The sequence below is a fragment of the Neorhizobium sp. DAR64860/K0K1 genome, assembly GCF_050500205.1.
Classification (GTDB): Bacteria; Pseudomonadota; Alphaproteobacteria; order Rhizobiales; family Rhizobiaceae; genus Neorhizobium; species Neorhizobium soli.
In genome coordinates, this window is sequence record NZ_CP191459.1 from 2,501 (window position 1) to 28,835 (window position 26,335).

The 26,335-nt window shown below is 58.8% G+C and carries 21 protein-coding genes, 1 tRNA gene and 2 rRNA genes; 13 read left to right on the forward strand and 11 right to left on the reverse strand.

All coding sequences use genetic code 11. The annotated features are described in order from the left end of the window. Positions 1-469 precede the first annotated feature (469 nt). The 3 genes from ACQY1J_RS04665 (at position 470) to ACQY1J_RS04675 (ending at position 3,986) form a co-directional block, all read left to right on the forward strand. Positions 470-3,283 (forward strand): 23S ribosomal RNA (locus tag ACQY1J_RS04665). A 255-nt stretch (positions 3,284-3,538) separates the two neighbouring features. Continuing rightward, positions 3,539-3,653 (forward strand): 5S ribosomal RNA (gene rrf / locus ACQY1J_RS04670). A gap of 256 nt (positions 3,654-3,909) precedes the next feature. Then, positions 3,910-3,986: transfer RNA gene (locus ACQY1J_RS04675), tRNA-Met, on the forward strand. Positions 3,987-4,189: 203 nt separating this feature from the next. Here ACQY1J_RS04675 and ACQY1J_RS04680 read toward each other — a convergent pair. After that, on the reverse strand, positions 4,190-5,179 hold the full coding sequence (locus tag ACQY1J_RS04680; RefSeq protein WP_430250822.1) for a TerC family protein: 990 nt from the start codon (positions 5,177-5,179) through the stop codon (positions 4,190-4,192). 311 nt (positions 5,180-5,490) lie between these two features. Here ACQY1J_RS04680 and ACQY1J_RS04685 point away from each other — a divergent pair, with 311 nt between their 5' ends. Beyond that, positions 5,491-6,402: a LysR substrate-binding domain-containing protein gene (locus ACQY1J_RS04685; RefSeq protein ID WP_430250823.1), complete on the forward strand. Its 912-nt coding sequence runs from the start codon at positions 5,491-5,493 to the stop codon at positions 6,400-6,402. 70 nt (positions 6,403-6,472) lie between these two features. Here ACQY1J_RS04685 and ACQY1J_RS04690 read toward each other — a convergent pair whose 3' ends face one another. Genes ACQY1J_RS04690 through ACQY1J_RS04700 form a run of 3 tightly spaced genes read right to left on the reverse strand, consistent with a single transcriptional unit; the run spans position 6,473 to position 9,303 of the window. Beyond that, positions 6,473-7,495 (reverse strand): LacI family DNA-binding transcriptional regulator, encoded by a 1,023-nt coding sequence (locus ACQY1J_RS04690; RefSeq protein WP_430251857.1) that lies wholly within the window; start codon positions 7,493-7,495, stop codon positions 6,473-6,475. A gap of 35 nt (positions 7,496-7,530) precedes the next feature. Further along, on the reverse strand, positions 7,531-8,520 hold the full coding sequence (locus ACQY1J_RS04695) for an ABC transporter permease (RefSeq protein ID WP_430250824.1): 990 nt from the start codon (positions 8,518-8,520) through the stop codon (positions 7,531-7,533). Between the two features lie 12 nt (positions 8,521-8,532). After that, positions 8,533-9,303, reverse strand: coding sequence for an ATP-binding cassette domain-containing protein (locus tag ACQY1J_RS04700; protein ID WP_371816223.1), 771 nt, complete (start codon positions 9,301-9,303; stop codon positions 8,533-8,535). Between the two features lie 120 nt (positions 9,304-9,423). On the opposite strand from ACQY1J_RS04700, the gene ACQY1J_RS04705 reads away from it, so the two are divergent. From ACQY1J_RS04705 to ACQY1J_RS04725, 5 genes are all read left to right on the forward strand, one after another. After that, a complete protein-coding gene (locus tag ACQY1J_RS04705) occupies positions 9,424-10,404 on the forward strand; it encodes an NAD-dependent epimerase/dehydratase family protein (protein WP_430250825.1) in 981 nt (326 codons plus the stop codon). A gap of 41 nt (positions 10,405-10,445) precedes the next feature. Continuing rightward, a complete protein-coding gene (locus ACQY1J_RS04710) occupies positions 10,446-11,438 on the forward strand; it encodes a sugar-binding protein (RefSeq protein ID WP_430250826.1) in 993 nt (330 codons plus the stop codon). 128 nt (positions 11,439-11,566) lie between these two features. Continuing rightward, positions 11,567-12,514: a sugar-binding protein gene (locus ACQY1J_RS04715; protein WP_430250827.1), complete on the forward strand. Its 948-nt coding sequence runs from the start codon at positions 11,567-11,569 to the stop codon at positions 12,512-12,514. Positions 12,515-12,589: 75 nt separating this feature from the next. Further along, entirely contained in the window at positions 12,590-14,089 is a 1,500-nt protein-coding gene (locus tag ACQY1J_RS04720) for a sugar ABC transporter ATP-binding protein (RefSeq protein ID WP_430250828.1), read from the forward strand. Between the two features lie 9 nt (positions 14,090-14,098). After that, positions 14,099-15,106, forward strand: coding sequence for an ABC transporter permease (locus ACQY1J_RS04725; protein ID WP_430250829.1), 1,008 nt, complete (start codon positions 14,099-14,101; stop codon positions 15,104-15,106). Positions 15,107-15,158: 52 nt separating this feature from the next. On the opposite strand, the gene ACQY1J_RS04730 is transcribed toward ACQY1J_RS04725, so the two are convergent. The 6 genes from ACQY1J_RS04730 to ACQY1J_RS04755 form a co-directional block, all read right to left on the reverse strand. Then, on the reverse strand, positions 15,159-15,929 hold the full coding sequence (locus ACQY1J_RS04730; RefSeq protein WP_430241692.1) for an SDR family oxidoreductase: 771 nt from the start codon (positions 15,927-15,929) through the stop codon (positions 15,159-15,161). Further along, positions 15,926-16,921: an ABC transporter permease gene (locus ACQY1J_RS04735; RefSeq protein WP_192085572.1), complete on the reverse strand. Its 996-nt coding sequence runs from the start codon at positions 16,919-16,921 to the stop codon at positions 15,926-15,928. Before ACQY1J_RS04735 ends, ACQY1J_RS04730 begins: the two co-directional genes overlap by 4 nt. 60 nt (positions 16,922-16,981) lie before the next feature. Further along, positions 16,982-18,022: a sugar ABC transporter substrate-binding protein gene (locus ACQY1J_RS04740; protein WP_062581491.1), complete on the reverse strand. Its 1,041-nt coding sequence runs from the start codon at positions 18,020-18,022 to the stop codon at positions 16,982-16,984. Between the two features lie 34 nt (positions 18,023-18,056). Next, entirely contained in the window at positions 18,057-18,827 is a 771-nt protein-coding gene (locus tag ACQY1J_RS04745) for an ATP-binding cassette domain-containing protein (protein ID WP_062462050.1), read from the reverse strand. Continuing rightward, entirely contained in the window at positions 18,824-19,963 is a 1,140-nt protein-coding gene (locus tag ACQY1J_RS04750) for an ROK family transcriptional regulator (RefSeq protein ID WP_209902456.1), read from the reverse strand. The genes ACQY1J_RS04745 and ACQY1J_RS04750 overlap by 4 nt, the downstream gene beginning before the upstream one ends. Positions 19,964-20,276: 313 nt before the next feature. Beyond that, positions 20,277-21,770, reverse strand: a complete 1,494-nt coding sequence (locus ACQY1J_RS04755; RefSeq protein ID WP_430250830.1) for an aminotransferase class V-fold PLP-dependent enzyme — start codon at positions 21,768-21,770, stop codon at positions 20,277-20,279. A gap of 96 nt (positions 21,771-21,866) precedes the next feature. Here ACQY1J_RS04755 and ACQY1J_RS04760 point away from each other — a divergent pair, with 96 nt between their 5' ends. Then, a complete protein-coding gene (locus ACQY1J_RS04760; protein ID WP_430250831.1) occupies positions 21,867-22,352 on the forward strand; it encodes an Lrp/AsnC family transcriptional regulator in 486 nt (161 codons plus the stop codon). A 104-nt stretch (positions 22,353-22,456) separates the two neighbouring features. Here ACQY1J_RS04760 and ACQY1J_RS04765 read toward each other — a convergent pair whose 3' ends face one another. After that, complete coding sequence (locus ACQY1J_RS04765) at positions 22,457-22,660, reverse strand: cold-shock protein (protein WP_012760580.1); 204 nt, start codon at positions 22,658-22,660, stop codon at positions 22,457-22,459. A gap of 301 nt (positions 22,661-22,961) precedes the next feature. Here ACQY1J_RS04765 and ACQY1J_RS04770 point away from each other — a divergent pair, with 301 nt between their 5' ends. The 3 genes from ACQY1J_RS04770 (at position 22,962) to rocF (ending at position 26,330) form a co-directional block, all read left to right on the forward strand. Next, positions 22,962-24,158, forward strand: coding sequence for an amidohydrolase family protein (locus ACQY1J_RS04770; protein ID WP_430250832.1), 1,197 nt, complete (start codon positions 22,962-22,964; stop codon positions 24,156-24,158). Positions 24,159-24,345: 187 nt separating this feature from the next. Beyond that, entirely contained in the window at positions 24,346-25,272 is a 927-nt protein-coding gene (locus ACQY1J_RS04775) for a dihydrodipicolinate synthase family protein (protein WP_174197215.1), read from the forward strand. Positions 25,273-25,409: 137 nt separating this feature from the next. Then, positions 25,410-26,330 carry an arginase gene (gene rocF, locus ACQY1J_RS04780; protein ID WP_430241702.1) on the forward strand — a complete coding sequence of 307 codons (921 nt, stop codon included), beginning with the start codon at positions 25,410-25,412 and terminating at the stop codon, positions 26,328-26,330. Positions 26,331-26,335 lie beyond the last annotated feature (5 nt).

Genomic DNA, 26,335 nt, shown 5'->3' on the forward strand with positions numbered 1-26,335 from the left:
TTCTGAAGAAATAAAAGTTTGCATCACTTTTAGGAGTGCTGCCTGTTCTGCAAAATTGTGAAGAGAAGATTGATCTGGATGCTTCCAGGTATTTTTGGGTTTTGACCCAAAGATGTCCGAGCCCGGTTCTGATGATACCAAGGATGACCTAGCCGGTCGGATCTGGAGGAAGAGCTGGAGTAGGTAGGAAGCATGTCACTCTGGTCGGTCGTTGTTGGTGTTTTGGGGCTTGGCCCTAAACCACCTCTGACGACTTATTGATGTCCGTTTGCTAACCGCGCGGACCCGGATTTAATCTCGAGAAGCTGGTCTTAAAGATCAGGACACAAGTGAACCGCTCGGCGTGGTTCCAATAAAGTGGCCTGATCGAACACGTTGATGGCATCATGAGAAGGTTGGGTTGTAAAAGGTAGCCCTTCCGCTTGCTCCTCTGGGGTGAGCTATATTGATGAGCATTGGCAATGAGAACGATGAAGTGTTTTAAGGGCATTTGGTGGATGCCTTGGCATGCACAGGCGAAGAAGGACGTGATACGCTGCGAAAAGCCGTGGGGAGCTGCGAATAAGCTTTGATCCATGGATCTCCGAATGGGGCAACCCACCTTAAATACCTAGAAAGTTTAAGTCGTCTTTCGGGACGGTTTAGATTTCTAGGTATTGTTAATAAGGTATCTTGTCTTGAATACATAGGGACAAGAAGCGAACTCAGGGAACTGAAACATCTAAGTACCTGAAGGAAAGGACATCAACCGAGACTCCGTAAGTAGTGGCGAGCGAACGCGGACCAGGCCAGTGGCAATGTTGAATAAAGCTGAACAGGTTGGAAAGCCTGGCTAGAGTGGGTGATAGCCCCGTAAGCGTAGAACAGACATTGTCCTTGAGTAGGGCGGGACACGTGAAATCCTGTCTGAACATGGGGAGACCACTCTCCAAGCCTAAGTACTCGTGCATGACCGATAGCGAACAAGTACCGTGAGGGAAAGGTGAAAAGCACCCCGACAAGGGGAGTGAAATAGAACCTGAAACCGGATGCCTACAAGCAGTCGGAGGGCGCTCTTTTTAGTAAGGGGCCTGACGGCGTACCTTTTGTATAATGGGTCAACGACTTAGTGTATCTAGCAAGCTTAAGCCGGTAGGTGTAGGCGCAGCGAAAGCGAGTCTGAATAGGGCGATTTAGTTAGATGCATTAGACCCGAAACCGAGTGATCTAGCCATGAGCAGGCTGAAGGTTGGGTAACACCAACTGGAGGGCCGAACCCGCATCTGTTGCAATAGATTGGGATGACTTGTGGCTAGGGGTGAAAGGCCAATCAAACTCGGAGATAGCTGGTTCTCCGCGAAATCTATTTAGGTAGAGCGTCGACCGAATACCCTCGGGGGTAGAGCACTGGATGGGCTATGGGGACTCACCGTCTTACTGATCCTAACCAAACTCCGAATACCGAGGAGTACTAGTCGGCAGACACACGGCGGGTGCTAACGTCCGTCGTGAAGAGGGCAACAACCCTGACCTCCAGCTAAGGTCCCCAAGTCATGGCTAAGTGGGAAAGGATGTGAGGATCCCAAAACAACCAGGATGTTGGCTTAGAAGCAGCCATCATTTAAAGAAAGCGTAACAGCTCACTGGTCTAAATAAGGGTCTTTGCGCCGAAAATGTAACGGGGCTAAAGCCATGCACCGAAGCTGAGGATATGCACGCAAGTGTATGTGGTAGCGGAGCGTTCCGTAAGTCTGTGAAGGAGGACCCGTGAGGGCCTCTGGAGATATCGGAAGTGCGAATGTTGACATGAGTAACGATAAAGGGGGTGAGAGACCCCCTCGCCGAAAGACCAAGGGTTCCTGCTTAAAGTTAATCTGAGCAGGGTTAGCCGGCCCCTAAGGCGAGGCAGAAATGCGTAGTCGATGGGAACCACGTTAATATTCGTGGGCCTGGTGGTAGTGACGGATCGCGTAAGTTGTACCTCCTTATTGGATTGGATGTGCAGCGGGGCGGTTCCAGGAAATAGCTCCACCGTATAGACCGTACCCGAAACCGACACAGGTGGTCAGGTAGAGCATACCAAGGCGCTTGAGAGAACTATGTTGAAGGAACTCGGCAAATTGCACGCGTAACTTCGGAAGAAGCGTGACCCCTTTTTACGCAAGTGGAAAGGGGTGGCACAGACCAGGGGGTAGCGACTGTTTATCAAAAACACAGGGCTCTGCGAAGTCGAAAGACGACGTATAGGGCCTGACGCCTGCCCGGTGCTGGAAGGTTAAAGGGAGAGGTGCAAGCTTTGAACTGAAGCCCCAGTAAACGGCGGCCGTAACTATAACGGTCCTAAGGTAGCGAAATTCCTTGTCGGGTAAGTTCCGACCTGCACGAATGGCGTAACGACTTCCCCGCTGTCTCCAACATAGACTCAGTGAAATTGAATTCCCCGTGAAGATGCGGGGTTCCTGCGGTTAGACGGAAAGACCCCGTGCACCTTTACTATAGCTTTACACTGGCATTCGTGTCGGCATGTGTAGGATAGGTGGTAGGCTTTGAAGCGGGGACGCCAGTTCTCGTGGAGCCATCCTTGAAATACCACCCTTATCGTCATGGATGTCTAACCGCGGTCCGTTATCCGGATCCGGGACAGTGTATGGTGGGTAGTTTGACTGGGGCGGTCGCCTCCGAAAGAGTAACGGAGGCGCGCGATGGTGGGCTCAGACCGGTCGGAAATCGGTCGTCGAGTGCAATGGCATAAGCCCGCCTGACTGCGAGACTGACAAGTCGAGCAGAGACGAAAGTCGGTCATAGTGATCCGGTGGTCCCGCGTGGAAGGGCCATCGCTCAACGGATAAAAGGTACGCCGGGGATAACAGGCTGATGACCCCCAAGAGTCCATATCGACGGGGTTGTTTGGCACCTCGATGTCGGCTCATCGCATCCTGGGGCTGGAGCAGGTCCCAAGGGTTTGGCTGTTCGCCAATTAAAGCGGTACGTGAGCTGGGTTCAGAACGTCGTGAGACAGTTCGGTCCCTATCTGCCGTGGGTGTAGGAATATTGACAGGATCTGTCCCTAGTACGAGAGGACCGGGATGGACATATCTCTGGTGGACCTGTTGTCGTGCCAACGGCATAGCAGGGTAGCTATATATGGAAGGGATAACCGCTGAAGGCATCTAAGCGGGAAACCCACCTGAAAACGAGTATTCCCTATCAGGGCCGTGGAAGACGACCACGTTGATAGGAGGCGTGTGGACGTGCAGTAATGCATGAAGCTTAGCCTTACTAATAGCCCGATTGGCTTCATCGTTCTCATTGACTATGCTCATCAAGGTGCTGCGCACCTCGATGATGACATCTGTTTTGTCCTGACGCGTGAAAAACGCTCCGGACGGGCCGCCGAACGTTCGGCGACGGCCTCTGGCCTTGCGGAGCTACGCTCCGACAAACCAGACGGCAAACAAAGACGTGTTCAATTAAGACAAACGGGGGTTCGCCTCCGCCAGCTTCTCGATAAAGCGTTGCAATGGTCGCCCATTGCCACGCATACATTGCCCTTAATCGACCTGGTGGTCATTGCGGGGTGGCTGCACCCGTTCCCTTTCCGAACACGGCCGTGAAACACCCCTGCGCCAATGGTACTCCGTCTTAAGACGCGGGAGAGTAGGTCGCTGCCAGGTCTATTAAAGGCAATGCCATCCATAAGGATGGACCAAACAATCTTCTCACACATAACAAACCGGCCCCTGGCCAAACCAAGGGCCGCTCCCAAAGCGGCCTTTTGTCGTTGCTGGGGTTTAACGAAATAATGGGACGTTCGGTCTGTAGCCGGTGCGTCCCTGACAGGAGACAAATCCTAAAGGATTTGCTCCGGCACAGGCATCACAGCTTCGCTGTGATGCAGACGCGAAATTTGGCAACGCCAAATTCGCTTGGCGCGGGGTGGAGCAGCCCGGTAGCTCGTCAGGCTCATAACCTGAAGGCCGCAGGTTCAAATCCTGCCCCCGCAACCAAATCATCAGTATCGAAAAACACCCGTAGCCATAAGCTGCGGGTGTTTTGCGTTTGTAGCCTGACCGAACCGCATCGACGGCCGATACGCCGTGTCCGCCAAAGACGGGTGACGCCGGATGCGATCGGGTTGTTACCAGCGTTCCGGCTGTCTCGATTGATGCCTTGCAAGGCTGGGGCGTGTTGTGGCTAACAGTCCCGCCCCTTAGACCGTATTGCCGGCACGTGTATCGCGTGTCTTCACCAAGCTCCAGATAACGCCGGAGGCGATGATCGCGAAGGTGATACCGAGCGAGAGTGAAGCGGGAAACTTTTCGAGACCCAGGAGGTCAGCGACGAAGATTTTCGAGCCGATGAAGATCAGCACGATTGCGAGCGCCGGCTTCAGGTATCGAAAGCGATGGATCATCGCGGCGAGTGCGAAATACAGTGCGCGCAGACCGAGGATCGCGAACACATTCGACGTGTAGACGATGAACGGATCGGTCGTGATCGCAAAGATCGCAGGGACGGAGTCGACCGCGAAGATCACGTCGGCGATTTCGACCATGACGAGCGCCATGAACAGCGGCGTCATGAACCAGACCACTTTGCCGGTCGTGGGATGGGGCTTCTTGACGAAGAAATCCTGACCGTGGTGCTCTTCCGTAACGTTAAACCTGCGCCGCATGAAGCCGACAATGGGATTGTTGCCGATCTCGGGTTCCTTGTCGCCGATCAACAGCATCTTGATGCCGGTGATGACGAGGAAGGCGGCAAAGAGATAGAGGACCCAGGAAAAGTTCGACACCAGCGTCGCGCCAAGTCCGATCATGATGGCGCGCAGAACGATCACACCCAGCACGCCCCAAAAGAGGACGCGGTGCTGGTATTTGCGCGGCACTGCGAAGAAAGAGAAGATGAGCGCGATCACGAAGACGTTGTCCAGCGCCAGCGTTTTCTCGACTACGAAGCCCGTTAGGTAGTTCATCCCCTGCTCACCGCCGAGCTGCCACCAGATCCAGCCGCCGAACGCAAGACCGAGCGCGATATACATCGAAGACAGGATCAGGCTCTCGCGGACACCAATCTCGCGGTTGTCGCGGTGAAGAACGCCGAGGTCCAAGGCCAAAAGGGAAACCACGATCGACAGGAAACCGAGCCACATCCAGACGGGCTTGCCCAGCCAGTCTACGAAGAAGAATGCAAAGTCCATGTGAACACTCCAGCCGGTCGTTCACGGTGGATGCGGCGTCCGACATCGCGAGAGGACCGGCAGCTCTCGCCAGAGGGGCCCGGACAGGGGCACAAGGAGTAAACCGCGGGCGCAGGACCCGCGGTAGCGGATGGAACTGGATCGCGATCAAGAGGGCTTGCGCGTTTCAGTCGGAGCGCCGCGATGGCCTTTCGAGGTCAAAGCCAGTTCCTTCTTCGACCTCCTCTTTGATCAAAGACTGAACTGGCGATCCCATCGTCATTGCGCCAATTGATTGTTGAAATCGTCTCGATAGTGATCGACTATTGAGCATGCCGTTTCGCCCCAGTCTTCGCCAACTCGAATATGTCGTCGCGCTTGCTGAATGTGGTCATTTCGGAAAGGCCGCGAAGCAATGCCATGTCTCGCAACCAACACTCTCCGTTCAAGTGGGGATCGTGGAAGAAAATCTGGGAGTCCAGCTGTTTGAGCGGACGTCGGCAACGGTTATCCTCACGCCGGTCGGGGAACGTTTTGTGCATGGTGCCCGCGTAGCGCTTGCCGCTATGGGCGATCTGCTCGAGACCGTCGCAAAGCACAGCGCAGCGCTTGGCGGCGTCATCAGGCTGGGCACGCCGCCGACTTTCGGGCCGTATTTCCTGCCCAGGTTCCTACCGTCCTTGCATAAACAATACCCCGATCTGAAGATCTACATCGTCGAAGATCGTCCTGCTGCGATCGAAACCGCTGTCGCGGAAGGAACGCTCGACTGTGGCCTCGGCCCCTTATTCGGCGAGCGGCCCCTGATGTTCGTGCCGATCGGCAGGGAGCGGCTGCTGCTGGGCGTTCCCGCTGACCATCGGCTTGCAAAACGTCGGGCTGTCTCCGTTCAAGAGCTGAAAGGCGAGCGTCTGCTGGCGCTTGGAAGCGGACACCAGTTGCTCGAGAGCGTTCAGCGACTGGCGAAGGCGTCCGGCGCGACTGTCATTGACGACTATGCCGGTACCAGCCTGGACGCGATCAGACAAATGGTGTCGATCGGCATGGGCTGCTCGCTGTTTCCCGAACTCTACGCGCAGGCGGAGTTCCGCAACGCAGAAGACGTTCATCTCCTGGAAATCGAGGGCTGGAGTGAGACCCGTCAGGTCGGCATCTGTTTCAGGTCAACCAGCGGCCGGGTGGCGCATTTTCAGGAACTTGCCAGAAGGGCGACAGACGCTGCATTGGAGCTCGGGATCGGCTGACGCGCCGGCGGTCCTTTCTGCTCAGCAAGTCATTCTATTGGCCGCGAACCTTGCAGCAGCCAGTTTAAGCTCAGGCAGAACTGCGCGCGACCAGTCGGCACTCCACCTTCAGCTGGTCGTGATTGCTGGTCAGCCCGCCAGCCATATCGGAAAGCAGCTCGACGGCCATTACGCCCATCTCGAACATCGGGAGATGGAAGGTTGTCAGCGGCGGCATCGTGAACTGGGCAATGTCTCTGTTGTCGAAGCCGACGACGGAGACATCCTCCGGGACAGACTTGCCGAGTTCGTTCAGCGCTTCGATACAGCCGAGCGCCATGAGGTCGTTCGCGCAGAATATTCCGTCCGGGGGATCCTTCAGCTTCATCAGCGCATGCGTCTTTTCGTATCCGGACGGCGGTTCCCAGTTGCCATAGTGCACGAGGTCGGGGTCGTAGGAGAGATCGTTGCTGGCAAGAGCCTGCTTGTATCCGCGCAAGCGGTCGCGCGGATTGTCGAGACCTTCCTGGCCGTTGATCAGGGCTATCCGCTTGCGCCCGGCGCTGATCAGCCGTTCCGTCGCCGCCCGGCCGCCGGCGACGTCTCCCGGCAGAATGGACGGAAGCCGACGCTCTTGATCGTAGCAGTTGACCAGCACAGAGGGGACCTTCAGAAGCGGTTCCGGCGGATCGATCTTGCGGGTCAAAATAGTGCCGAAAATGTAGCCGATAAGTGCCTGTCCGTCACAGATCGAAAAGATGCCGCCATCCGGGTCCTCGCCTTTGCGGAAGACGCCAAGTGTGACGATAATCCCGAGCTCGAGTGCCTTTTCGCGGGCACCTTCGTAGGCAAGGGCCATCCATGGATCGGTGGTCAGTTCGTCGACGGCAAAAACGATTACCTTGTTGGCGGGCGCACTGCCGGGTCCGGAACTTGCTGATGACTTGTTCGAGAGACGATAGCCCAACTGATCCGCCGCGTCGAAGACCCGCTTGCGGGTGGCTTCGGTGAACCGGGCGCCGGAACTGCCATTGAGAATGAGGGAAACGGTCGCCTGAGATACGCCTGCCAGCGCGGCCACGTCCATCATCGTCGGTTTCAAGGCATTCTCCATGTCGGACACCGTGGTTTCCGGGGTATGGTGCCGTGTCAGGATCGAAAGTGCCGGACACGGTCGAAGGCTACGGCAACCACAATGAAGGTACCTATGAACATTCCTTGCCAGAATGTCGAGATGCCGAGCAGGATCAGAGAGTTGCGAATAACTTCTATCAACAGTGCTCCAACGACCGCACCGAGCGCATTGCCTTCGCCACCGGCCAGATTGGCACCACCGATGACGGCCGCGGCAATCACTGTCAGCTCCATGCCTTGGCCGAGATTGGTGGTCACGCTGCCGAGCCATCCAGCCATCAGAATGCCGGCGAGCCCGGCGGTGAGAGCCGACACTCCATAGATACTCACCTTCATGCGCCGCACGGGGATGCCTGTCAGGATGGCGGCGTTCTCATTGCTGCCGATCGCAAGCAGATGCTGCCCCCATCGGGTCCACCTGAAGACCAGCGACATTACAAGGGCTAGCGCAGCGAGGACGTACAGGGGGTGGGGTATGCCCAGCGTCGAGCCGCCGCCGACCCAGATCAGCAGGTCGTGGTCGGGGCCGAAATTCCAGATCATCTTGTTGTCCGACAGGACCATGGCCAGGGACCGAGCGGCCGAAAGAGTGCCCAAGGTGACGACGAAGGGTGGCATTCCGGCATAGGCGACAAGCACGCCGTTCAGTACGCCCACAAGGAGGGCTGCAAGCAGCGCAAGAGGAAATGCGAGGAGGAAGGGCATGCCACCCTCCATGGTGACGCTGATCACCATGGCACTCAACACGACGGTTGAGCCGACCGACAGATCGATGCCGCCCGAGGCGATTACGGTCGTCATTCCGATCGCGATGATTCCGACGAAGGCGAAGTTGCGCGCAACATTGAAGAGATTGCGCTCCGTTGCAAAGCTGTCCGTTAGAATGCTGAGCGCGAGGCAGGCAAGGACCGCAGCGATAAAGACCCAGAACAGCTGCCGGCTCGATACGCGTGAGATCCAGCTTCGATGCTCGCTGCGGGCAATCACGTCATCCAATGTGGTCATGGCGATCTCCTTTCAAGCGGCTTCGATGGCGCCGGTGATCAATCCTGTCACTTCTTCGGGCGACGACTGATCGGCACGTTTGCTGGCGACGAGTTCGCCGCGCCGCAGCACCGCAATCTTGTCCGAAACACCGAAGACGTCGGGCATGCGGTGGCTGATGAGAATGACGCTGATGCCGTGATCACGCAGCCTGCGAATGACATCGAGAACCTCGGCCACCTGGCGGACGGAGATTGCAGCGGTCGGCTCGTCCATGATGACGATCTTGGGCTCGGATAGCAGCGTACGGGCGATCGCAACCGCCTGGCGCTGGCCACCGGACATGCGGCGCACCAAATCGCGTGGTCTCGTTTCCGATTTCAGTTGCCGGAACAGCTCCGCTGCGACGCGGTTCATCTTGGCATAGTCGATGTAGCGCAGCGGCCCGAGGCTGCGCATGGTCTCTCGCCCCAGGAAGACATTGGAGGCAGCCGAGAGATTGTCGCACAGCGCAAGGTCCTGATAGACGACCTCGATGCCGTGTCGCTGTGCGTCGCGTGGGTTGTGAAAGGTCACCGGTTGGTCATCAACGCGGATCTCTCCTGTCGATGGTGGGAAGTTGCCGGCGATAATTTTGACAAGCGTCGTCTTGCCGGCGCCGTTGTCCCCCATCAGTCCCAGAACCTCCCCTGGTTCGACGGTGACACTGACACGCGACAGCGCCTGTATTGCGCCGTAACTCTTTGAAATTGAATGCAATGAAAGCCGTGACACGCTCCGCCCTCCCTCGGCTGATCCCACGATGGCATTCTGTTGGCACCATAGCCTGCAGGTTGCCGGCTCGTAAACCGGTATCAATAATGCTTGACTTAATATTATAACCAAATATTAATTATTCAACCTGAAAGCGAAAAGGGGGCGGTGATGCGGTTGCTCGTGACGGGCGCCACCGGAAAGGTGGGCCAAGCCTTCCTTCCCGCCTTCCTTTCCAATCCGCGCTTTGCGAAATGGAATGTCGTCGCGCTCTGCAACAACCGCGCCCTGGAACCCGGTCCCCGTGTCTCCGTCGTGAAGGGGTCCATGGCAGATCCGCAGATTGTCGGGAAGGCGCTCGGAGGTGTGACGCATGTGCTGCACTTGGCTGCCGTGAAAGAGAAGCCCGATCAGGCCATCGATGTTGCTCTCAAGGGGCTCTACCTCCTGCTGGAGGGTTTCAGCCGTTCGGCTGCGAAACAGCAGTTCATGCTGCTGAGCGGTGATTGTGTCGTTGGGCACATTTTTCATGGTTACAGCGCACCGATCACGGAGCAGTCGCCGAGGCGAGCCTATCGCGGTGTCTATGCCCTGACCAAGGTGCTGGAAGAGACCATGGTGGAACAGTTCGGGATCCAGGAGGGTCTCAACTGGACCACGCTTCGCGCTCCGTGGATCATGGAAAAGGACGACTTCCGCTACGCAATGGAGGTCGGTCCTGATCAGTTCGGCGGGCCGCCGTGGTCGGCGATGATGGGAGCGGATGATCTCGACGCGCTCGGGAAGAACCGGGCCGTACCTGCCATGCGGGATGGTCGCGGCGCCTATCTCAAGCGCAGCTTTCTTCATGTCGATGATCTCGTCAACGCGATGATCGTCGCGCTGGACAATCCGGCCGCGTATGGAGAGCTGTTCAACGTCGCCATGGACCAGCCGGTCGACTACGGCGCGCTGGCCGATATCCTGGAGGCTTCCGGCGATCGGCAGCGCCGCGACATCCCGACACCGTTTCACAGCAACTGGCTCGACAATTCAAAGGCCCGGATGGTTCTCGGCTGGCAACCGGAAATCGATGTCGAAGGACTTGTCGAGCGTGCCTGGAGCTACAGGCGTGCAGGAAATGATCCGCGCATCATTTGGTATCCCGGCTGAGCAGGAGGGTTTCGCCGGCGATTTAGAGGAGGAGAAAGGCAATGAAAACAAGATATTTGGCATTCACTGCAATACCTATTCTCATGTTGCTGGCCGGCGAGAGCGCTGCGGAGAGCAAAAAGACACTCGCCATCGTCGTCAAAGGACTCGACAATCCGTTCTTCGAACAGATCAATCTGGGCTGCAAGAAGTGGCTGACGGAAAATCCGAAGAGCGAATACGAGTGCCTCTATACGGGACCGGCCTCTTCGGCCGACGAAGCGGGTGAGGTCCAGATTGTCGACGATCTGCTGACGCGCGGTGTTGCAGCGATTGCAATCTCGCCGTCGAACGCGCCGGCCATGGCGAACCGCGTGCGCCAGATCGCGCCGCAAATTCCCGTCATGACCGTCGATGCGGACTTCCTCGAGAAAGACCATGATCTGCGCAAGACCTATCTCGGCACCGACAACTATCTGATGGGTGTGAAGATGGCCGAGCAGACGAAGAAGCTGAAGGCGAAGGGTGGCACGGTGTGTCTGCAACTCGGCAATGTTGGTGCCGCCAACATCAATGCGCGTGCCCAGGGTTTCCGTGACACGATTGCGGGAGCCAAGGACGTGAAGCGGCTGAGCGGACAGAACGGCTGGACTGAAATCGAGGGATGCCCCGTCTATACCAACGACCAGGCGGACCTAGCCAATCAGCAGATGTCGGATGTCTTTACAGCCCATCCCAAGCTCGATGCCTTCATCCTGATCGGCGGGTGGGCACAGTTCGCGCCACAGGCCTATACCCAGGTCACCGACCAGGTCATGAGCAAGCTGAAGTCGAAGGAACTGGTGATCGTGGCGGGGGATACGCTGCCACCGCAGACCCAGGCTTTCCGCGAGGGCCGCAGCCATGCGCAGATCGGTCAACGGCCCTTCGAGATGGGCTACAAGGCACCCGACGTGATGATCAAGCTGATCAAGGGCACGAAGGTGGATGATCCGCTGTTTACCGGCCTCGACATCTGCAACGGCGAAGATCCCGGTTTCTGCAAGACCAACTGACGGCGCCGTGGCGCCCATGGCGCAGCCGCTGAAACGGACCCGATAACCGGGCTGAGAGGCTTTGCATGGCTCGGTTGTCGCCCTTCAACCTGGAGCAGCCCTGGAGGAGTGGGTTGCGGGAGGACAAGATGAAAAGGATTACGATCACGGCCCTCGTGGCCATGGCGACCATGGTGGCTATGCCAGCGGTCGCTGCAGAGAAAAAGGCTCTCGCCTTCGTTGTCAATGCCGCTTCCGATTTCTGGAAGCTGGCCGAGGCAGGGGTCAAGGCGGCGCAGACCGAGCTTCCGGATTTCGAGTTGCAGTTCCGTTATCCCACGCAGGGCACGGCTGCACTGCAGAACGCCCTGATGGATGACCTCGTGGCTGCGGGGACCGACGCAATCATGATCTCGTCGGCTGACCCGAAGAATTCCGTCGATGCCTTCAACCGCATCGCAGCGCAGGTTCCGCTCTTTACGACGGACAGCGATGCGCCGCAGTCGAAGCGCATCGCCTATCTGGGTTCGTCCAATACCCAGGCCGGCATCCAGGCGGGGGAAATCGCGGTCAAGGCGTTGCCCAAGGGTGGTAAATGTATGGGTTTTGTCGGCTTCCTTGGCGCTGATAACGCCAGGGAGCGGATCGACGGTTTTCGCCAGGCCGTGAAGGGCAAGTCGATCGAACTCGTCGATGTGCGGGGCGATGACGTCGATTTCGCCCGCGCGCGGTCCAATGTCGACGATGTCCTCGCGGCAAATCCGGACATTACCTGCATGGTGGGCTTTTATTCCTACAATCCACCAAAGATCTATGAAGCGTTGAAAGCGGCCGGAAAGCTCGGAAACATCACGGTCATCGCTTTCGATGAAGATCCGATCACGCTCGGAGCCGTGCGGCAAGGCCAGTTTGCAGGCACGGTCGTTCAGGACCCCTATCAATGGGGCTACCAGGGGATGAAGCTGATGGCGGCGTACCTGGAGGGCGACAAGTCGAAAGTGCCGGCAGATGGATTGATCATCGTGCCGACCAAAGTCATCGACAAGGCGAATGTCGATGCGTTCGAAAAGCAGCTCAAGGCGCGGATGGGCGGGTAATACGCGCCTTGACGCGGCCAGCGCGGATCTTTCGGGCTGCGCGCTGGCCCTCAACGCATTCGAGGTTCACGCCAGATGATAGCTGCCGCCCGCATATCTCTTGATCTCATCGGCATCACCAAGGTCTATCCAAGCGCTGTGGCGCTCAATCAGGTGTCGCTCGGCATCCGGGGCGGTGAAGTTGTCGGGTTGATCGGCGAAAACGGTGCTGGAAAATCCACGCTCATGAAGGTGCTTGGGGGCACGATCGTGCCCGATGAAGGTGAGATCGTCATCGATGGGAAGACGGCGTCCCATCTGACACCCTCCGAGGCCTTGGCCCGTGGCATCGCGTTCGTGCACCAGGAGCTCAACCCATTTTTCAATCTCGATGTGGCGGGCAACGTTCTCCTGGGCCGTGAGCCGCGTAGCCGCCGCTTCGGTTTTATCGACCATGCGGCCATGGCCGAGCGGGTGAAACCACTGCTCGACATGCTGGGCGCTCGCTTTCAGCCATCCACCCAGGCTTCGGAACTTTCGCTGGCGGACCAGCAGCTGATGGAAATCGCCAAGGCGCTCTCGACCAATGTCCGCCTTCTGATCCTCGACGAACCGACATCGAGCCTCACGCTTGCGGAAACCCAACGGTTGCTCGATGTGGTGCGCCGGTTGCGGGCAGATGGAGTGGCCATCCTGTTTATTACCCATCGCCTCGCTGAAGTCGAAGCCGTCGCAGACCGGGTGGTCGGGCTCAGGGACGGTCGAAATGCCGGGGAGCTCCGAAGCGGCAGCATCAATCGAGATGCCATGGTGCGATTGATGATCGGCCGCGATGTGACGCAATTCTACACGCCCCCGCATGTAAGGCAGGGGCCGGTGGTGCTTCGGACACGAAATCTCAGAACCGAAGCCTATCCGCAGGCCCCGGTCGATCTCGAGGTTCGAGGCGGGGAAATTCTCGGCCTTGCCGGTCTGGTCGGCGCAGGTCGGACGGAACTTGCGCGCGCGATCTTTGGCATCGATCCCGTCCAGGGCGGTCGTGTCGAGATGAACGACAAGCCGATCGCATCCGGGTCGGTGCCGGCAGCAATCGCCGCCGGCGTCTGTTTGGTGCCGGAAGACCGCAAGGGTGAGGGACTGTTCCTCGACTTCTCTCTTTCTGAAAACGTGGTGATGCCGAACCTTTCGGCGATCGCGACCGCTGGCTTCGTCGATCGCGGGGCCGAAATGGAGATCGCCGATCGATCCCGCAGCCGGCTATCGATCCGTGCGCCGCGGCTCGACCGTGCGGTCAGCGAATTGTCGGGCGGCAACCAGCAGAAGGTCGTTCTGGCAAAGTGGCTCGGTCTCGATCCCAGGCTCATCATTCTCGACGAGCCGACGAGAGGCATCGATGTCGGAGCGAAGGCTGAGGTTTACCGCCTCATGCGCGATCTCGCGGAGGGCGGAGCCGCGGTGCTGATGATCTCGTCCGATATGGAGGAAGTCATCGGTGTCTCGACGCGCGTGGCGGTGATGCGGCGCGGGGCCATTGCCGGCATCCTGTCGCGGGCGGATCTGTCCGAAGAAGCGATCCTCAGTCTGGCGGTCGGATAGGAGATTGGCATGCACAAGAAAGACATCGGCCTTGCCGTCCTCGTTCTGACCGTGGGCGCCATCGTGACACTGGTCAATCCGCGTTTCATTTCACCGGTCAATCTTGCCAACACAGCCAATCTGATTGGACTGTTCGGGCTGTTTTCGATTGCCGAGGCCTTCGTCATCGTCACCGCAGGGATCGAGCTTTCGATCGGCTCCGTCATCGCCCTTCTCGGCGTCATCTTCATCGACCTGATCGCCTCGCATGGCGTTCCCTGGCCTGTCGCCTTTGCGATCGTGCTTGTCCTGTCGGTTGTGATCGGATTGTTGCATGGCTGGCTCATTACACGGCTCAAGCTGCAGCCCTTCGTCGTCACACTCTGCGGTCTGCTGATCTACCGAGGCATAGCGCGCTTCTATACGAGGGACGGGACGGCCGGCTTTACCTTCGGGACGGATCTTCCCATGCTCGAATATCTGTTCGTCGGACGAACAGCGGGCGTTCCCCATTCCGTCATGGCTTTTGCCGTGTTTGCGGTGCTTGCATGGTTTCTCCTGCATCGAACCGTTTTCGGACGTCATCTTCTGGCCGTCGGAAAGAACGAGGAGGCGGCTCGTTATTGCGGGATCAATACAAAGCGCGTGATCGTCACGGCCTATGTTCTCTGTGCCTTTCTGACAGGCGTCTCGGCCATTTTCTTCGCCATGTACACTAAGTCCGTCCAGCCCTCGTCGCATGGGAATTTTTACGAGCTCTATGCCATCGCGGCTGCGGTCCTCGGCGGATTTTCCCTGCGGGGTGGGGAAGGCTCGATCGTCGGGGTGGTGCTCGGGGTCGTGTTGCTTCAGGTCCTCCAGAACCTCGTCAACCTGCTCGGCATTCCCTCATCGCTCAATTTCGCGGTCATGGGTGCGGTCATTCTCGTGGGTGTTATTGCCGATACGCAGTTCCATGCCTATCGGCAAAGGCGACATCATCAGGCGACCCGCTCTGCCTTGGCCGAGGTTTCCCGCATCCCGTCGGCAAACGGATGACGGATAGGTCGTCGACGATCGACACAGAGCTGGTCCCGGATGCTGGAAATGATCAGGATGGCAGGAGCCTGAAGTCCGCGCCTTCCGGCAGGAGCTGCCCGCCATCGACGACGATGGTGGTGCCGGTCACATAGCTCGCATCGTCGGAGGCGAGAAACAGGAAGGCATTGGCAACGTCGCGCGGCGAGCCGAGGCGGGCGAGCGGAATTGCGTCCTCCATGTTCTTGATGAAGGCGGCGCTACGATGCAGCTGGATCGCTTCCGTCAATATGTTGCCGGGCTCGACGCCATTGACATTGATGCCATAGGACGAGAACTCCAGCGCCGCTGAGCGAATGAAGCCGTTGATGCCAGCCTTGCTCGCCGCGTAGTGGCCGTGGCCCGGGCTTGTAACATGCGGGCCGGTGATGGATGACGTAAACAGGATCCGCCCCGAGCCCTGCTTTTTCATCGGCGTCAGCGCGGCGCGTGCGGCGTTGAAGCATCCACGCAGATTTACCCCCATCACGCTGTCCCAGTCTTCCGGAGACGTATTCTCGATGAGCTGCCACGGATAGATGCCGGCGTTCTGGACGATGATGTCGAGCCGCCCGTGACGTTCGAGTGTGAACTCGACCGCGGCAACGGCGTCTTCCATCTTCGAGATGTCGGTGCGGACGAAGTCGATGCCGAGATCATCGGCTGCCGCCTTGCCGTCGTCGGCCTCGGAATCAGCCAGCACCAGCTTTGCGCCTTCCTCCTGGAAGCGGACGGCGATTGCCTTGCCGATGCCGCGCGATGCGCCGATGACCAGCGCCACCTTGTCTTTCAATCTGTCTGTCATGCGAGCCTCTGGCGGAGCCTTTGTTTGAACGTATCGAGTAGAACCGCTGCAAGCACCAGGAAGCCGTGGATGACCTGGGTATAGTTTGCCGGCAGACCCATCAGGTTGATGGCGGTGTTGATGGACGAGAGGAGCAGCACTCCGGCGTAGACGCCGGGCAGCGCACCGACACCGCCCTTGAGGCTGACACCACCGATGACGACTGCCGCAAAGGCGTTGAACAGCAGCCCAACGCCGAGGTTTGCCGTGGCGCCTGATGTGCGTATGGCAAGCAGCCATCCAGCCAGGCCGGCAATGGCGCCTGCAAGTACAAAGGCGATGATCAAGTTGCGGGTGACGCGAATGCCGGCGCGGTAAGCGGCGGTCTCGTTCCCGCCGATCATTACCAGGTGCCGGCCGAATGGCGTCTTGGCCATCAGCACCGAAAAGACCACGAAACAGGCAATCGCAATCCAGGCTGACAGCGGAATGCCAGCCACGCGCTCGATGGCGAACCAGCGGATGGCCGGATCCAGATCCTGGGCGGAGCGCCCGCCGGAAACCGCCAGCACGATGCCGCGCACCCAAATGAAGGAGGCAAGCGTGATGATGAAGGCGCTCATCTTCAGTTTCACGACAAGGAAGCCGTTGAAGAGACCGATCAAAGCGCCGATCCCGCAGGCAACGAGCAGTGACGCTGGGATCATCAGCCATTGCGGTGAGAGCTTGATCCCCATGCCGATCCCTGCCGAGCAGAAAAGGATGCCGACCGCCATGGCCGCCAAAGCGGCAACGGATTCTACCGAAAGGTCCATATGGCCGGCGATGATCACCAGAGCCAGGCCGATCGACATCACGCCCAGCACGCTCGACGCTTCGATGATGTTTGTGAAAATGCCGATCTGGAAATAGTTCGGGATCAGGGCCGAAAACAGGGCAAGCACGACGATGAGCATGAACCAGACGAGGTTATCGAGTACAGATTCTAGACTTTTGCGCGTACGGGGCTTCATGCGGCAAATCCGGACTTGAGGGAAGGAGTCCGGGGTCTTTCGACCCCGGATGAAGGGTTGTTATTCGACGGATTTGATCGAGGCTGTCGGCGCTTTCATGTTGCCCCAGAAGGCCGGGTTGTCGACATTCTCCTTGGTGATCGCCGCACCCGGGATCTTGATGTTCGGCCCCCAGGCTTCCTTCGTCACGACCCCTTTCAGGCCAAGCACGTCATAGTCGCCGGCCTTAATTTCCTGCTTGCCGACGATCTTGTCCATGAACATGGCAATGGCTGCCGCCTGGGCATAAAGCGGTTGCTCGACTTCGGTATTGAGCCAGCCCTTGCGGATCAGATCGAGGCCGACGGGAGCGCCGTTCGAGCTCATCATCATGACGTCACCTGGCTTCTTGCCGGCTGATTCCAAAGAGGCGACGGCTGCAACCGAAAGATGGGCTGCATGCAGGAAGATCAGGTTGATATCGGGATTGGCCAGCATCTGATCGGAGACGATCGTCCCTGCATTGCTGGCTTCCCACTGCATGGCGGGCACAGAGATGATGGTCACCTTCGGGAAGGCCTTCATCTTCTCTTCGAAGCCCTTCTGGATATCGAGCGTGTAGGGATCGCCAGGGTCGCCCAGAACCTGCAGGATCTTGCCCTTCACGTCGCCATTCTTCGCCTTGAGCATCGCTTCAGCCTGTTGCGCGGCAACATGGCCGATCTCGATCGTCCCGGCGACCGAGGTGAAGTCTGACACGGTCGAGGTGACCTGACGGTCGAACTCGACGACCGGAATACCGGCCGCACGGGCTGCCTCGATGGATGGTTTCAATGCGTTGAAGTCGACAGCGGCGAGGATGATCGCCGCCGGCTTCAAGGCGATGACATCGTTCATCTGCGACTGCTGTGCGTCTGTCTTGTTGTCGGCGTTAAGGGTTTTCATCTCGTAGCCGGTCTGCTTCAGAAACATTTCTAAAGCGCTGACCGAGCCGGTCTGGAATTCGTCGAGCAGTGTCGGCACAAGATAATAGACCGTACCCTTGGACTGTGCGGCCGCCGTTGTGAGCATTGAAAGGCCGAGCACCAAAACGCTCAGCAAGCTTAGCATTATTCGTCTCATGATCGTTCTCTCCAGTTTTACGCCGGACCCCTTGTCATTGTTTACCCACCGGTCCGGCGCCGGTGAGGGTTTGCCCTGTGATCATTTCGATCACTGCATCCGGGCTTGTCTTGGTTCTGTCGACATCGCCGGCGACGACGCCGTGGCGGATGACGACGATGCGGTCTGCGACCTGAAAGGCCTGCTGCATGATGTGGGTGATGATGACGACACCGATGCCCTGGCTGGCGACATGGCGGATCATGTCCAATCCCCGCCGCGTCTGTTCGACCCCAAGTGCGGCGAACGGCTCGTCCAGCAAGAGGAGCTTGCCACCCCAATGGGCAAAACGGTTGAGCTCGATCGCCTGCCGCTGGCCGCCGGACAGATGCTCGACCTTGGTGCGCATGGAGGGAATGCGGGTGCCGGCACTGGTCAGTGCCTTGGTCGTGATTTCCTCCATCGCACGCTCATCGAGGAAGGGGATGCCCGCGATCTTGCGGGTGATCTCGCGGCCCATGAAGAAATTGGCGACGACGTCCACATTGGTGCAGAGAGACAGGTCCTGGTAGACCGTCTCGATGCCGGCTGCCTTGGCCTCGGCAGGCGTCTTTGCCTCGAACTCTTCGCCTTCGAAGAGCATCTGACCTGACGTGGGTTGCAGACCACCCGAGATGATCTTCACAAGCGTGGACTTGCCTGCGCCGTTGTCGCCAAGAAGGGCGACCACTTCTCCCTTTCCGATCGAGAAACTGATGCCCTTGAGCGCTTCGATCGCGCCGAAATTCTTGCGGATATCATTCAGGACAAGCAGTTTTTCGGTCATTCGACAGTCCCCTTCTCTGAAGTCTCGAACATCTGGCCGAAGCGCGGCGACAGGACGCCGAAAACGGCTAGCGCGGCTGCGCCTCGGAGTGCCGAATGCTGGCAGTCACTGGCGACGACGACACGTGGATGCGGGCGGTTGGTGCGGGCGGAAACCGAATTGCTCAGGCCGTCCGCCAGTGCGGCAAGCTGCTCGATCAAAGACTGCGGCGCCAGGCCACCGAGCACGACAGTCTCTGGATCGAAAAGGTTCTCGATCGTGCGGATGGCATTGCGAAAGATCGGCGCGATCTCGCGGACCCATTCGGCTTCGGGCAGGCCGCGCCGCGTGAAGGCCTCGAGCGAAAGATAGCGCTCAAGGCAGCCATTGTTGCCGCAGGGGCAGGGCTCGCCATCGGGAACGGCGGGGATATGGCCGATTTCGCCGGCATTGCCCCAGGCGCCGCGCATCACTGTCCCGTCATGCATCATCGCGCCGCCAAGGCCGACGCCGAAGAACAGGTAATAGTAATCCGAAATCTGTTGGCCGAGACCGTAGAGCTGCTCGCCGAGCGCCGCTGCCGCCATGTCGTTTTCCATAAAGGCCGGCAGACCTGTCGCCTCTGTGAGGCGGGAATTGATGTCGACGTCTTTCCAGCCGGTCATCGTTGTCGGGCCAACGAAGCTGATGGATTCCACGTCGAACGGCCCGGGCAAAGCCAGTCCGGCGCCCAGCAGGCGGCCGCGGCATGGGCTTGCCTTGAGTTCGTCCACCATCTCGCCAATCAGAGCGAAGGCTTCGTCCGGCGTCGGGTTGGACGCGCTGCGGTGGCGGCTCTCGACGACATCACCGCGCAGATTGACCAAGGCAACGTCGATGCCAAGCGGCGTCAGGTGAATGCCGACCGCATGCCCACCCTCCGGATTGACGGTCAGCTTCGAGGGCGGAATACCGCGGCCCCGAGGCTTTTCGCGCACCGAGACGATGAGCTCTTGTTCTTCGAGTTCCCGGACAATGGTAGAGACAGTCTGTACGGTGAGGTGAACCCGTTCGGCAATTTCGCCACGCGTCGTCGGACCAGTCAGGCGGATCGCTTCCAAGACGATCCGTCTGTTGTAGGGCCTTCCGGATTCCTGGTTGGTACCGCGCAGCGCCATTTCGAATGTCTCCGAATGACGAAAGTGTGTCAGCGGTCACGTATTTAGTCAAATGGTTTTCAAAAAAGAAAAATACGCGCGCGAAGGGCCCGATCGCGCTGACGTTGCAAAGGCTGATCTGACGGTTCGCGCGCGCTTTCCGCGAAACTCTTAAAGAGTTCGCCTCACCCTCGGAGCCAGGAATCATGACCAGCGCCTGATCAACTTGAGCACGAAAGCGGCATCCTCCGCCGGTAGGTCGCGCTACGTCACGGGGGTCATACCCGCAAGCCGGCCGGGTGGGCACGCCAAACGGGAGGCGTTTGGCAAAAGCCTATGCCGTCGCCTCCAACGGTGGAGCGAGAGGCGAGAATATCGCCCGGCTGCGATCGACCATGTATGACGCTGTATGGGAAGGGGCATCCCGGGCAAGTTGGATCACCGCTTCGAGGATGAACCTGACTTTTTCCTCGGAATGGAGAACGCTCAGATTGAGCCGGGTGAAACCCGGTTTCTCGATTTCGTTGCCGTTCCGGATCGATTGCCTGATCCGCTCCGAATGCTCGTCATCGATCGACAGAAGCCGGTGGACATAGGGGCCGGCGCAGGCGCAGCCGCCGCGTGCCTGTATGCCGAAGCGATCGGAAAGCATGCGGGTGATCAGCTGCTGATGCACATAGCCACCCTTTCCATCCCTGAGGCGAAACGAAAAGATCGGCAGTCTCGACATGCTCATCGAGCCCAACAGCTCGATCTGGGGAATGCCCTGCCAAGCCTCGAGTGCGCGCGCGGTGAAATCCTCGTTCAGGCTCGCAATTCTCTCGAGGCCGATTGCGTGCTTGACCAAGAAGGCGAGTGCAGCGCGGATATCGCCGATGACGTTGGGGGTTCCGGCTTCTTCGCGCGCTTCGATATTGTCGCTGTAATCGTGGCCCGTCGGGGAGACGAATTTGACGGTGCCGCCGCCTGGCCAAGAGGGTTTTGTAGTGACGACTGCATCGCGTCTGACCACGAGGATACCGGAGGCACCGGGGCCACCGAGGAATTTATGGGGCGATACGACGATGGCGTCGATCTCGGCGCCTTCAGCCGGTGTCATCGTGATTGGGATATAGGGACCTGCGCCGGCGAAATCCCAGAGGATCTTTGCGCCTGCCGATTTTGCGAGCCGGGTGACCGCTTCGATATCCGTCAGGATACCGGTGATGTTCGATGCGGCCGAAAACGAGCAGATCGTCAGAACGTCCCTGCTGTCCTCAAGAGCCTTTTCCAGGAGGATGAGGTCAGGGCCTCCATCGCAACCTTCCTGAATTTCGATGATCTCAGCGCCGCTTTCCCGCCAGGGGAGGATGTTCGAATGATGCTCGTAGGGGCCGATGATGACGCGGGCGGGTTTGCCGGTAGTGACCGCATCCTCGACGCCGAGCAACTTGACCAGGCGGTTGATGCCGGCCGTTGCACCGGATCCGGCAAAGATCACCGCGTGGCGGCTGTCGGCGCCACAGCATTCGGCGATAGTGGCACGCGCTTCACGGCGCATGCGGGTCATCATCGCTCCGCAAAAGGACGCTTCCGTATGGCTGTTGGCATAGTAAGGCAGGACCTCTTCAAGAACGAAGGTTTCCACCTGCCGGAGCGCCCGTCCTGACGCCACATAATCGGCATAGATGAGATCCTTCAGGCCGTATGGCCCGTCCACCTTGGCGGACGCGCCAATCATTCCCGAGGTCAGTGCTGCAATCGGATCGGCGCCAGCCAGACTGCGACGAAATCCCTGAAGAGCAGTTTCGGGTTCGGTTCGTGGCATGCAGTCAGCCAGCTGGCGCATTGTCGATCTCCTTGACGAGTTGACTGCGATTATAAACTGAAGCAGGGTCTGAATTCTTCACCGTATTTGCGCTGATTTTGCCAGGAACTGTGTCACATGATCGATAAAGACCTGAATTTCGATGAAATCGATCTACGGATCCTCACAAGCCTGCAACGCAACTCGGCCTTGTCGCAGCGTGATTTGGCAGAGCTTGTCGGGCTTTCGCAAAATGCATGCTGGCGCAGGCTGCAGCGTCTGCAGGCCAGCGGGATCATCGGCAATTCGCGATCCGAGATCGATCTCGACCTGCTGGGGTTCGATCTGACGGTCATTGTGATGATTCGCACACGCCACCATTCCAAGGAATGGGCCGACGATTTTCGCAGTCATGTGGATCGCCTGCCGGAGGTGATCGACTTTTACAGGATCGGGGGAGATTGGGATTATCTGATCAAGGTCGTGACCCGCGGAATATCCGGGTATGACGCATTTTATCAGAAGCTCATCACGAATTTCGATCTTGCGACGGTGACGGGCTTTTTCGCGATGGAGGCGATCATTCGCAACCGTGCACTGGATCTCAGCCGAATGAACCGATGAGACCTGGTTTGGTTTCCAGCCATATTTGGCGGCACAACCGATGGATTAACCCGCAGAATGTGCCTAGCCCACCCTAAAGCAGGCTAGGCGCTTTTTATCGTCGCTTAGAGAACCGAGACGTTTTCAGCCTTCGATTTACCGGTCTTGCGATCCTGTCCGACTTCGAAGCTGACCTTGTCACCTTCGCGAAGCGAGCCGCCGCGCTGCAGAGCAGAAACGTGAACGAACACGTCCTGGCCGCCATTCTCAGGCGTGATGAAGCCGAAGCCCTTGTCGTCGTTGAAGAATTTAACCGTACCTGTCGCCATGAGAAACCTGTTTCCTATGTAATCCGCGAAATTGCGATGGGCAAACTATAGCGCCACCGCTTCACTATCAACCCCAGCACCATGAACACCGTGATGCCCGGCCCGTATCAACGCCAAATTTTCTTGCCACCGACTACGCAAAGTATCTTAAGCATTGATATCTCTGGCGAGCAAGCCTGCCGCGACACCTAACTCCGTTATCTTGATCGGATATTGGTCGCATAGCGGGCAATAAGCCGTATAAACCAGGGGGTTGCCGCCGACCCGACGCTGTAAACGATGCTAGAATTTGAGGAAGCCCATGACCAAAAGCACGACGGTTTTCACCAATGCCAGGCTGGCGGAGGGCGTTCTGCGCGATATTCACGTCGAGTCGGGCCGGATATCTGCGATTGAAGCAGCAGGCTCGGTTACTCCTTCTGCCGAGGTCATCGACATCGGCGGCGAGTTGCTGGTTCCGGGTCTTGTCGAAGGGCACATCCATCTGGATACGAGCTTCTACGGCGATAAATGGATGCCGCATCGGCCCTGCACCAACGGTTTCGACGTGCAGGAGCGGGTCACCTTCCAGGCGGAGAACATGGCTGCCGCGGCGCCGATGGACAAGCGGGCCCACGATCAGCTCGATCTCTGCATCGCCAATGGCACGCTTTCCATGCGCAGCCACGTGATGGTCGATGGTTCGGTCGGGTTAAAATCGCTGGAGACGATCCTGGCGGTTCGCGAGGACTATAGGGATGTGATCGATCTCCAGCTGGTGGCTTTTCCGCAGAGCGGCATCCTCAGGAGCCCCGGCACACCGGCGCTGCTGGACGAGGCCATCGGGCTGGGTGCCGATCTGGTCGGCGGTCTCGATCCAGCCAGTTTCGATCGTGACGTCACCGGCCATCTCGATGTGGTCTTCGGCGTTGCCGAAAAGCACGGTGTCGATATCGACATTCATCTCCACGATTCCGGCAGCATGGGCGCGTTTACCATCGAGGAGATTTGCGCCCGCACGGTGGCGCTCGGCATGCAGGGCCATGTCGCGATCAGCCATGCCTATGGGCTTGGAGATCTCGACGCTGACGCGGCGCGCAAAATTGCCGCAACGATTGCGAAAAGCGGCGTTTCGATCATGACCAATGCGCCGGGCAACCACAATTTCCCGCCGGTCGCTCTGTTGCGGCGAGAAGGCGTCACCGTGTTCAGCGGCAGCGACAATATTCGCGACAGCTGGTGGCCCTATGGCGATGGCGACATGCTGCACCGCGCGGAAATCATCGGATATCGCTCGGGCTTCTACACCGACGACGAACTGACAGCCGCCTTCGACATCGTCACTTCGGAAACAGCCAAGGCGCTGAGGATAGAGGGCTATGGCATCAAGATTGGCGCGCAGGCGGATTTTGTGACGCTTTCGGCTGCCAATATTCCGGAAGCGGTCGTCGCTTTCCCCCGCAACAGGCGTGTGTTCAAGGGTGGACGTCTCGTTGCCCAGGGTGGCAAACGGGTCTGATTCGCTTTGAGATCGGTGACGGAGGACGGCTTGAAACCGTAACTCCGCCGATCGGGATGGCGGGCATGGTGTTCTTCGTCCACATCATTATACCGGTCGAACAGCCGGAGTCGGACAGGCCTTTGCTATTACCGGAGGTCCTGACGCGAATTACCCTGCAGCTCGTTCGATACTGAGAGGAGATTTCATGACATTCAATGCCGAAACCAAGGGCGTTTACGCCATTGCCGCGACACCGTTTCATGAGGATGGTTCGATCGATTTCGATTCCGTCGATCGGCTGACCGATTTCTATGAGGAGAGCGGCTGCACCGGCATTACCATTCTCGGCATCATGGGAGAGGCGCCGAAGCTGGAGGCGGATGAAAGCCGGGCGATCATCAAGCGGGTGGTTTCCCGTGCCAAGGTGCCGATCATCGTCGGCGTGTCGGCGCCCGGTTTCGCCGCCATGCGGTCGCTCGCTCGCTCCTCCATGGACATGGGTGCCGCAGGCGTGATGATCGCGCCGGGGCAGGGCGCCAAGACCGACGACCAGACCATCAATTATTTTGCAGGCGCCGTGGAAGCGGTTGGTGAAGACGTGCCATGGGTGCTGCAGGACTATCCGCTGACGCTCAACACGGTGATCGCAACCAGCGTGGTCGCCAAGATCATCACCAACCATCCCTCCTGCCTGATGCTGAAGCATGAGGACTGGCCGGGTCTTGAAAAGATTTCCAGGCTGCGCGCGATGCAGAAGGCCGGAGAGTTGCGGCCGTTCTCCATTCTCTGCGGCAATGGCGGCATGTTCCTCGATTTCGAGCCGGAGCGCGGCGCCGATGGGGCAATGACCGGCTACGGTTTCCCGGACATGCTGACCGAGCTGATCGGGCTTTTTGCCGCTGGCAAACGCGACGAGGCGCATGACCTGTTCGACGCGCATCTGCCGCTGATCCGCTATGAGCAGCAGCTCGGCATCGGTCTCGCGGTTCGGAAGCACGTGCTCAAGCGCCGTGGCGTGATTGCCTCCGATGCGCAGCGCAAGCCCGCCCAGATGCTGACGCCGGCCGCCAAGGCAGAAGTCGATTATCTGCTCGCACGCCTCGCCAAACACGACAAGCGCGCAGCACTCTGACATCGGACGGAGCGGGATATCCCGTACCCGCTCCTTCCTCCGCCCGATTTTCCATGGATGAGGCTGGCTGCTGCCTATCGGCCGCGTTCCGTGGTAGGTCTTGAGCCCCAAGATTCGGTCAGCGACGGAAAAACAGCATGCATTGCAAACTCATCGGCGTTCCCCTTCAGGATGGAGCATCCCAGCTCGGTTGCGAGATGGGGCCGAGTGCGTTGCGCACCGCAGGCCTTGCCGGCGCGCTCGCCGACCTCGGGCATCAGGTGAGCGATCTCGGCAATCTGGCGCTGCCGCCGGTCTCTGATATCACCCATCCCAACCCGGCGGTTCGCCGACTGCCTCAGATCGTCGCCTGGGTCGAACTGCTGACCAAGATCGCCCACCGCGAAAGTGCCGAGGGCATGCCGATCTTTCTCGGCGGCGATCACGCAATGTCGGCCGGCATCGTCGCGGGCCTGGCACGCACCGCGTCGGAAAAGCAGCGCCCGCTCTTTGTTCTCTGGGTCGATGCGCATACGGATTTCCACACGCTGGAAACGACCGGCAGCGGCAACCTGCACGGCGTTCCCGTTGCCTATTTCACGGGACAACCGGGCTTTGAAGGCTATTTCCCGCCCCTGACGCATCCGGTCGATCCGGCCAATGTCTGCATGATCGGCATCCGTAGCGTCGATCCGCAGGAGCGCTCGGCGATCAACAAAAGCGACATCACGGTGCATGATATGCGCGCGATCGATGAACATGGTGTGGGTGCCGTGCTGCGCTCCTTCATTGAAAAGGTCGAGGCCGCGGGCGGCCTGCTGCATGTCAGCCTCGATGTGGATTTCCTCGATCCTTCGGTCGCTCCCGCCGTCGGAACCACGGTGCCGGGTGGCGCGACATTCCGCGAGGCGCATCTGGTGATGGAAATGCTGCATGACAGCGGTCTCGTCACGAGCCTCGATCTGGTCGAGCTCAACCCGTTCCTCGATGAACGGGGCCGTACCGCCACCCTGCTGGTGGATCTGACCGCCAGCCTGATGGGCCGCACCGTGCTTGACCGCCCGACGCGGCGGTTCTGACGGCT